General features: G+C 66.3%; 10 protein-coding genes and 1 pseudogene. 6 read left to right on the top strand and 5 right to left on the bottom strand.

Translation table 11 applies throughout. The features are described 5' to 3' along the window. Positions 1-208, top strand: a pseudogene (locus PQQ53_RS21120) (hypothetical protein); the annotation flags it as partial. Positions 209-309: 101 nt separating this feature from the next. On the opposite strand, the gene PQQ53_RS21115 reads toward PQQ53_RS21120, so the two are convergent. The 3 genes from PQQ53_RS21115 to PQQ53_RS21105 form a co-directional block, all read right to left on the bottom strand. Continuing rightward, complete coding sequence (locus PQQ53_RS21115; RefSeq protein ID WP_408148341.1) at positions 310-849, bottom strand: cytochrome b; 540 nt, start codon at positions 847-849, stop codon at positions 310-312. Beyond that, positions 846-1,937: a catalase family peroxidase gene (locus PQQ53_RS21110; RefSeq protein WP_408325921.1), complete on the bottom strand. Its 1,092-nt coding sequence runs from the start codon at positions 1,935-1,937 to the stop codon at positions 846-848. Before PQQ53_RS21110 ends, PQQ53_RS21115 begins: the two co-directional genes overlap by 4 nt. A 108-nt stretch (positions 1,938-2,045) precedes the next feature. Continuing rightward, positions 2,046-2,318, bottom strand: a complete 273-nt coding sequence (locus PQQ53_RS21105) for a DUF4148 domain-containing protein (RefSeq protein ID WP_408148345.1) — start codon at positions 2,316-2,318, stop codon at positions 2,046-2,048. A gap of 305 nt (positions 2,319-2,623) precedes the next feature. Between PQQ53_RS21105 and PQQ53_RS21100 the strand changes: the two genes are divergently transcribed. From PQQ53_RS21100 to PQQ53_RS21090, 3 genes are all read left to right on the top strand, one after another. Next, complete coding sequence (locus tag PQQ53_RS21100; RefSeq protein WP_408325918.1) at positions 2,624-3,349, top strand: anti-sigma factor family protein; 726 nt, start codon at positions 2,624-2,626, stop codon at positions 3,347-3,349. 165 nt (positions 3,350-3,514) lie between these two features. Continuing rightward, the gene (locus PQQ53_RS21095) at positions 3,515-4,033 is read left to right on the top strand and encodes a sigma-70 family RNA polymerase sigma factor (RefSeq protein ID WP_408148349.1); all 519 of its coding nucleotides are present in this window, start codon (positions 3,515-3,517) and stop codon (positions 4,031-4,033) included. Beyond that, a complete protein-coding gene (locus PQQ53_RS21090) occupies positions 4,030-4,854 on the top strand; it encodes an anti-sigma factor family protein (RefSeq protein WP_408325916.1) in 825 nt (274 codons plus the stop codon). The genes PQQ53_RS21095 and PQQ53_RS21090 overlap by 4 nt, the downstream gene beginning before the upstream one ends. A gap of 111 nt (positions 4,855-4,965) precedes the next feature. Here PQQ53_RS21090 and PQQ53_RS21085 read toward each other — a convergent pair whose 3' ends face one another. Continuing rightward, positions 4,966-5,850, bottom strand: a complete 885-nt coding sequence (locus PQQ53_RS21085; RefSeq protein WP_408325913.1) for an AraC family transcriptional regulator — start codon at positions 5,848-5,850, stop codon at positions 4,966-4,968. A 213-nt stretch (positions 5,851-6,063) separates the two neighbouring features. On the opposite strand from PQQ53_RS21085, the gene PQQ53_RS21080 reads away from it, so the two are divergent. Then, on the top strand, positions 6,064-6,963 hold the full coding sequence (locus PQQ53_RS21080) for an NmrA family NAD(P)-binding protein (RefSeq protein WP_408325910.1): 900 nt from the start codon (positions 6,064-6,066) through the stop codon (positions 6,961-6,963). Positions 6,964-6,992: 29 nt separating this feature from the next. Next, entirely contained in the window at positions 6,993-7,199 is a 207-nt protein-coding gene (locus PQQ53_RS21075; RefSeq protein ID WP_408148357.1) for a hypothetical protein, read from the top strand. A 190-nt stretch (positions 7,200-7,389) separates the two neighbouring features. On the opposite strand, the gene ribA is transcribed toward PQQ53_RS21075, so the two are convergent. After that, positions 7,390-8,040, bottom strand: a complete 651-nt coding sequence (ribA, locus tag PQQ53_RS21070; protein ID WP_042328071.1) for a GTP cyclohydrolase II — start codon at positions 8,038-8,040, stop codon at positions 7,390-7,392. Positions 8,041-8,131 lie beyond the last annotated feature (91 nt).

Here is an 8,131-nt window from a genome sequence, read left to right as displayed (position 1 = left end):
TGCGGGCTGCGGGCTGCGGGCTGCGGGCTGCGGGCTGCGGGCTGCGGGCTGCGGGCTGCGGGCTTCGGGCTTCGGGCTCAAGGCTTCGGACAAGAGGCGTTCAGATTCCGGGTTCCGGCTTCCCGCCCGGGACCTCGGAGGTGCGGAGCATCAGGCCATCGCCCGGGGCACGCCGGAATTGCCCGGCGAGCCAACCCGCAACGCGTAGCGAAGGCCGTATCTCAAAGCGCCATACCCGGCGCGCCCCATATCACCCGCCATCTTCCAGCAGCCAGGCCCCACGCATCCGCAAGCCCCTGCCACAAACCACTATCGCCCCCCACGCGCCATACTCGAAAACACCCCATCCCGCCGAATCAACCCATGAAACAGCGCAGCGGCCAGATGCAGCAACACAGTCGCAAACAGCGCGAACGCCAGCCACGTATGCAACGCACGCAGCACCGCGAACAACTCGACGTTATGTGGCGCGATCGGCGGCAAATGCAGCGGTCCGTATAGCGTGACCGGATACCCCGCCGCGGACAGCATCGCCCAGCCGATCAACGGCATCGCCGCCATCAGCGCATACAGCACGAGATGCGAGGCCTTGGCCGCGACACGCTGCGGCGTCGCCATGTCGGCGGGCAGCGGCGGGCTGCCGCGAGTGAGACGCACGCCCACGCGCAGCACCACCAGCAGCAGCAACGCAATGCCGAGCGGCTTGTGAATGGCGATCAGCGTGTTGTGCGCGCGCGAGACGCTCGCCACCATCCCCACGCCGATGAACAGCATCGCGACGATCAGCGGCGCCATCGTCCAATGCAGCAGCCGTGCGAGCGGACTGAAATGGGTAGGCGTCGGGCTCATGAGCGATCTCCGTGGGTCTGGGTTTGATGAACGGCGGGATGCAACGTCTCTTCACGCGTGCGCCGCTGGTACGACAGCGCGTACGCGGCCGAGCGCGCGGCGAGCAACGGATCGTCCGATGGCGCGATGCCTGCCGGCAGGATCGTCGGATCGAAATTGATGTCGCGGCACGCGCCGTCTTCCTGCGAGCTGGCACGCTCGAGCACCAGTGTGCCCGCATCGACCTGCTGCCGATCGTCGGGCCATTGCAGCGTGGCGTCGTCGGTGGGGTCACCCGGCTGTGCGACGCTCAGGATCAGATGCCAGCGCAGCGGCCCGTTCTCAAGACGCTCATCGAGATCGGCCTGGAGGAAATTCTTCGCGGCCTTTTGCGCATCGGTGATCGGCGCGTACGGCGTCTCGGGCACCATCGCCCAGCGCACGGCGCGCGTCGTGCTGGAACCGTCGGTGAAGCGGAATGCGTTGATACCGTAGTACGCCGCATTCGCGAGGCTCGACGAAGGCGGATGCGCCTTCACCCAGTTCTGGAACGGCGCGGTCTCGGGATTGGCCGCGTAGAACGCCTTGAGTTTCGCCGGGTCCGGTTTGCCGGTCGCCGGGTCGGGCCGCGCGGCGAGCAGCTGCTGATAGAACTGCGCGGGCGTATGCACCGCGAAAACGGGCGTCGAATTCATGCCGGTGCGCCATTGCTCGCCATTCGTCAACTGGAACTCCAACGCGAGGCTGCGCACGGGCGAACTGGTGTCGGGCGCGGACGGGTTGCCGCCTGGCACCGCGAAGCGTCCTGTGACCGGCGTGCGCCCCGGCGCGAACACGGCTGCGCGCGACAGCGCCGCGCCGTTGCCGTTGCTGTCGAAATACCCTTCGACGCACAGGCCCTTCGCATGATTGCGCCGGTAGCCCGGATGCGGCTGCCCGGCCACCATTTCGAACGTATTGATGACGCGCGCCGCGGTCAAACGTGCCGGCGTGAGCCAGCCGGCCGTGTAGGCGAAGCCGCCGGCCAGCGCCAGCACGACCGCGCCGATCGCGGCTAGCCGGCATGGCACGCAGCCAGGCCCGGAGTGGGGAACGGGAGGTTGTGTCACGAGGACTCCTTGTCGGATAGATGCACCTACCGGCTAACACGCGCAGCGGCGATCTATTCCGCTCGACACCGGCGCGCCCGTTCCAGCCGCGCGCCGGCTGCCGATACGTCAATTGGCGCTGCCTGCCGACGCGCCGCCACCGCTTGCCACGCTGCTGGCCGCCGCCGCTTTCGCGGCGAGCGCTTCCTTGCGCTGCTGAACCTGTTGCGCAAAGATCGGATTGACGTCCGGATACGATGCGTCGGTGATGTAGTCGAGGCCGTTCTGCTGCGCCTCGATCAATTCCTGGTACACCTCGGCGCGTGTCTTGCCTTGCGCAAAAGCGCTCGACGAAGCAGCGAGAACGACGACGGACAAGGCGGCAAATGCGAGCTTCTTCATGATGGACTCCAATGAGTGTTGTGCGGGTTCGCATCAGGGAGAACCACGGCGTGGCGGCTTTTATTCCTGCATCGACAGCGCGAGAAAAACATATCTGCAAAGCGGAATAAAGGCCTGCGCATCGGGGTTTGCACGCGCGTTGAGTCGCGATCCGGCGGCCGCAGGAAAGCGCAAAGGACGTCGCACCGTTCGCTCATCGCGGGCGCCACGGCATCGAAAAATGACACACGGCATGCTTGCGTGGAATAAACCCACGCCTGCCGGTGTTCGCCCTCGTTAGCAGCACTCCGACCACCACCGACACCATGACCTCCACCGACGTCCCTCCCGACTCGCCGCTTTCCGAAGCCGACATCCAGGCCTACGCCGACGGCACCCTGACGCCGGAGCGCGCGGCCTCCCTGCGCGACTATCTCGGCAAAGACCCGGCGGAAGCGCGGCGGGTGGCGTTTTACGGCCGGCTGAACGCGCAGATCCAGCAGACCTTCCCCACCCCCGACGAGCCCGCGCCGCGCCCGGCCGACGGATCGCGCCGCGCGTTCGGGCGCGTGAACCCTGCGGGACGCCGGCGCAAACTGGTCGACGCACTGGTGGCGTTCGCGCTGACGCTGGCGGCCGCGAGCGGCTGGCTCGCTGCGACCCAGGTATCCGCCCAGTCGCTCGACAACGCCGCGGTGATGGCCCTGGCCGAAACGGCGGCGACGCCGTTTTCCGCGGCGGCGCCGACCCGCGCGGACCCGGCCGCGCCCGACCTCGGCGCGATCGGCCTGCGGCTGGTCGGGCAGCGCGTGCTCTCGCTTGGCCCGTTGCAGCGCGCCAGCGAGTTCATCTATCTGAACGGCGACAACCAGCCGGTGGTGGTGGTATCGACGCTCGCGCTGCTCGCACCGGCGCAGCCGCAGTGGTCCGCGCGCCGCATCGGCGAGATCCGGCTGCTGAGCTGGACCGCGCAGCGCCAGCGCTTCGTGGTGGCGGGCGACGCCCGCACCCACGGACTGATGCGCGCCGCCGACGTGATGACCGCGCGATGATTCCGGCGGCGCGCCACGACTTTCGCGCACTGTAGGGGAATAAAATGCACTCACCCGTGTTTGCCATTCGAATGCGCCTGGCAGTCCACGCGACAGCCGCCGGCCCTCTGCCCGATCGAAGCCCCTTCACCGGAACCGCGATCGGACCCACCATCGGGATCAAAAATGGATGTGCGTGACGAGTTGATGGAGCATGTGCCGCGCTTGCGACGCTATGCGCGAGCGCTGATCAACAATCGCGATCTCGCCGACGACCTCGTGCAGGACACGCTCGAACGCGCGCTCGGCCGCACCGGCATGTTCCAGCCCGGCACCGACCTGCGCGCGTGGCTCTTCACGATCATGCACAACGTGTTCGCCAATCAGGCGCGCAAGGCGTCGGCGCGCGCCGTGCACGTGGCCGTCGATGACGACAGCGTCGCCGAAAGCGAATTCGCGGTGCCGTCCGAGCAGACCCGTTCGCTGGAAATGCGCGACCTCGACTACGCATTGCAGCGTCTGCCGATGGAGCAGCGCGAAGTCGTGCTGCTGGTCGGTCTGGAGGAAATGAGCTATGCCGACGTCGCGCTCGCGCTGAACATCCCGATCGGCACGGTGATGTCGCGGCTGTCACGCGGACGCGAGCGGCTTCGGGCATTGATGGCGGGCGCGCAGCCCGGTGCGAAATTACAGGTGGTGCGATGAGCGACCAACAGATGCCGATTGGCGAAGAAGACCTGCACGCGTACGTGGACGGCACGCTGTCCGACGAACGCCGTGCCGACGTGGAGCGCGCGCTCGAACAGAACCCCGAGCTGACCGCGCGCGTCAGCGATTATTTTTCGCTGAACAACATGTTCCATGAGCGCTATGACCGCGTACTCAGCGAGCCCGTGCCGAAGCGCCTGCAAGCGAGCGCGCCGCGCCGCTCGCGCATTGCCGCCAACTGGCCGCAGTTCGCCGGCATGGCGGCGGCGCTGGTGTTGGGAATCGGCATCGGCTTCGGCACGCACATGGGGCAGGACGTCGTCGGGCCGGTGGCGATGGGTCGCTCGGACACGCGTCCGGTGAGCGCGGACAGCACCGAAATGTTCGCGCGGCAAGCGGCGCTCGCGCACGTGGTCTACATGCCGGCGATCGACCGGCCGAGCGAAATGAGCGCCGATCACGAACAGGATTTCGTGCAGTGGCTCGCCGACCGGCTCGGCACCAACGTGCATCCGCCGGTGCTGTCGAAGAGCGGCTTCAACCTGTCGGGCGGCCGCCTGTTGCCCGGCGCCGATGGGCCCACCGCGCAATTCATGTATCGCGGACCGAACGGTGAGCGCGTCACGCTGTGCATCTCGCATCGCAAGGTGAACTCGAACACCACCGCGTTCCAGTTGTATCAGTCCGGGCCGGTGAACGTGTTTTACTGGGTCGACGGCGATTTTGGCTACGCGGTGTCGGGCGGGATCGATCGCAAGCAGTTGTTGCAGCTCTCGCACGACGTGTACTCGCAGTTGACGGGGGCGGCGCCCGGTTGAGGCCGTTGAGCCCGTTGAGCCAGGTTGAGCCCAGTTGAGCCCGGCGTGCCGTGCTCCTGGCCTGTCGTTAGTCTGCCTGTCCGCCGCCACGTTCGGACGACGCGGCGCGCGTCACGTCGTCCGGTCGCGCGATGCGAACAGCAGTTCGCGCGGTGTGACGCCGAGCAGGCGCCCCATCCAATGCGCCATATGACTCTGATGCGCGAAGCCCGTGTCCAGCGCGATCTGACTCGCGTTGAGCTTGCCCTGAAGCAGTAGCGTTTTCGCGCGCTCCACCCGCCGCTGCACCACGTACCGATGCACCGGCATGCCAAGCGTTTCGCGGAACAGCACCTTGAAATGCGGCACACTCAGATCAGCCAGCGCGGCCAGTTCGCTCAGCGTGAGACGCTGGTCCAGGTGCGCGTCGATAAACTCGATCACGCGTGCGGCCGTCCCCGGCGCGAGCGTGCGCCGCCTGTCGTCGAGCGTCGGCGCGCCGCCGATCAGACGCACTACCATCGCGGTGCACAGGCTCTCGGCGTAAAGCGGATCGGAAGCGTCGTCTGCTTCGAGCTCCGCGCGTAACGCCCATGCGAGATGCTGGAAACGCGGGTCGCGCATCTGGAACTGTGGACGCAGTTGTGCGCTGCCCGGCTTCAACGCCAGTTGTTCGACGGTTCGCTGCGCAAACTCTTCGCCGATCCACACGCTGAGAATCGTGCAGGCGGCGTCGTCGCTCCATTGCCCGTCGAGCCCTGCCGGAATCACATCCGCGTCACCGTGTGCCTGAATTCGCACGTGACGGCGTTCGTTGCACAGGCAGCGCGCCCTCACCGGTGCGCCGACATGCACGCCCACCCGATGATGTTTGAACGCCGGTATGCGGTGCAGGCCGGCCGACACGTTGAGCAGTTCCGCGCCGAAGCCCTGCCAGCCGAGGGTCTTGCTGGAGCGCAAGGCGATGCGGGAGCCACTGTGGGGTCGAAGTTGCGGTATCGGTGTCACAGCGTTCATGGCGTCCCTCGTGGATAGCGGCACAACGAACGTGCATTGTGCTGCGTTTTTCGTGGTCTCGCCCCGCGCTACGAAATTCGATAGGCGTTGCGCGCCGTGCTTCTGGAAAAAACAATCATCCGAATCTGCGCGGATCCATCCTTGCCTGCGCGCAGGCCGGGTGCCGCGTCCCTAAGATCACCGCATACCGATCGATCTTTCAGGGAGTGCGACGTGTTCGTGATTTTTGGAGCAGCCGGCCACGTGGGCTGGATGAGTGCGGCGGCCTTGCGTCGCGCGGGCCGCGAAGTGCGCGCAGTGGTTCGTCACGAAGAACAAGGCGGGCCGCTCGCGGCGATCGGCTGCGAGATCGCCGTCGCCGATCTGAACGACGCCGTGTCGGTGGCGCGTGCGATCGAGGGTGCGCATGCCGTGCAGATGCTATGTCCCCTGCCTCGAGCGCATGCCGATCCTGCGGCGGCGATGCGGAAGATGATCGATGCAAGTGTCGCCGCCTTGCGGGCCGCTGCGCCGCCGCGCGTGCTCGCGCTTTCCGACTACGGCGCGGAACATCCCGACCGCACGGGCATCACGACACTGTTCCATTACCTCGAAACGCAACTGCGCACCATCGACGCGCAACTGACGTTTCTACGTGCCGCCGAGCACATGCACAACTGGGCCCGCATGTTGCCGATGGCGCTCGCCAACGGCGTGCTGCCGAGCTTGCATCATCCGCTGGACAAGCTGTTTCCGACTGTCGCCGCAGAGGATGTGGGTGTGCTCGCCGCCGAACTGCTGCTCGATACTTCCGCTCCGCAAACATCTCCGCGTGTCGTGAGTGTTGAAGGCGATCGGCGCGTCAGCGCGCTGGACGTGGCGCGCACGCTTGCTGAAGTGTCGGGCCGGCCGGTTGTCGCGCAGGAAGTGCCACGTGGCGAATGGGCCACGGTGCTGCGGCACGCCGGGCTCGGCGATCATCACGCGCGCCTGATCACCGATCTGTACGACGCGCACAACGCGGGCCGCATCGATGTCGAAGCGGAGGTTAGCGAGCGGCGCTTTGGCGCGACGCCGCTCGCTCAGGTGTTGGCGGCGCTGCTGCCGGGCGCGAGCGCGGCGGCGGCGCGCTGAGCGGTCACCGCCACTGAAGGAGAGACAGCATGCAAAACTGCCCTTTGCTGCGCGCATCACTGCGCGACGCATCGCATGAGGCGGCGGCCTGCCGCACTTCATCGACGCGAGTGAGCCCAGCCGCCCCCCCCTGGCTGACGATAGCGACGACGCTTGCCGGATGGATTGGCGGGCGCGCGTTGCGAGACCTGCTCAACGCGATTCCCGATAGCAATGACGATTTCGCTCTGTTCTGAAGCGCGGCGGCGCGATACGCGTGGTGCCGCTCCTTATTGCATCAGGCGATGCACACGCAAATGCAAACGCTACGCACGGCCGGCGGCACGCACTCCAATGCATTGCATCTGACCCACGCAACATCCCGACGAATCCGCTGCTACAACACCGGCGGCCAGCGTCCTAAGACAACCGCCAACCATCCTTCACTTATTCATTCTCGTCGAAGTAATGCCCGAACTTGAGCTGCTTCGTACGGATATAACGCTCGTTTTCCTCGCGCATCGGAATCGCCAACGCGACCCGCTCGCACACCGGAATGCCGTGCTTCGACAGCGTGTCGAACTTCTCCGGATTGTTGCTCATCAAGCGCACCGACGTGACTTTCAGCGTGCGCAGAATGCCCGCGGCCGAATCGTATTCGCGCGAATCGTCCGGCAAGCCGAGGTCGAGATTGGCCTCGACGGTGTCGCGCCCCTGCTCCTGCAACGCATACGCGCGAATCTTGTTCGACAGGCCGATACCCCGCCCTTCATGCCCGCGCAGATACAGCAGCACGCCGCAGCCTTCAGCCGCGATGTAGCGCAGCGCGAGGTCGAGTTGCTCGCCGCAATCACAACGATACGAGCCGAGCACGTCGCCCGTGAGGCACTCGGAATGCAGGCGCGTCAACACGGACGACTGATTGGCGACATCGCCCATCACGAGCGCGAGATGTTCGGCGCCGCTTTCGCACACGCGAAACACGTACGAGGTGAACGTGCCGTAGCGCGTGGGAAGCGTGGCGGTGGCGTCGAGAACGACGCACTCGCCGTTGATGGCGCCGTCTGCTGCGGGCGATGGATCGTGAGACGTGAGCATGGCGTTGGACAGTATTGCTGACATGAACCCGATCAAACCGGGGATAAGGGTTGGACTGGGAGTTTACCGCTAATCCGCACGGCGCACCCGG

The organism is Paraburkholderia strydomiana (assembly GCF_046030495.1).
Classification (GTDB): Bacteria; Pseudomonadota; Gammaproteobacteria; order Burkholderiales; family Burkholderiaceae; genus Paraburkholderia; species Paraburkholderia strydomiana_A.
The sequence above is the reverse complement of the archived record's forward strand: the minus strand, read 5'-3'. Positions and strand labels throughout refer to the sequence as shown.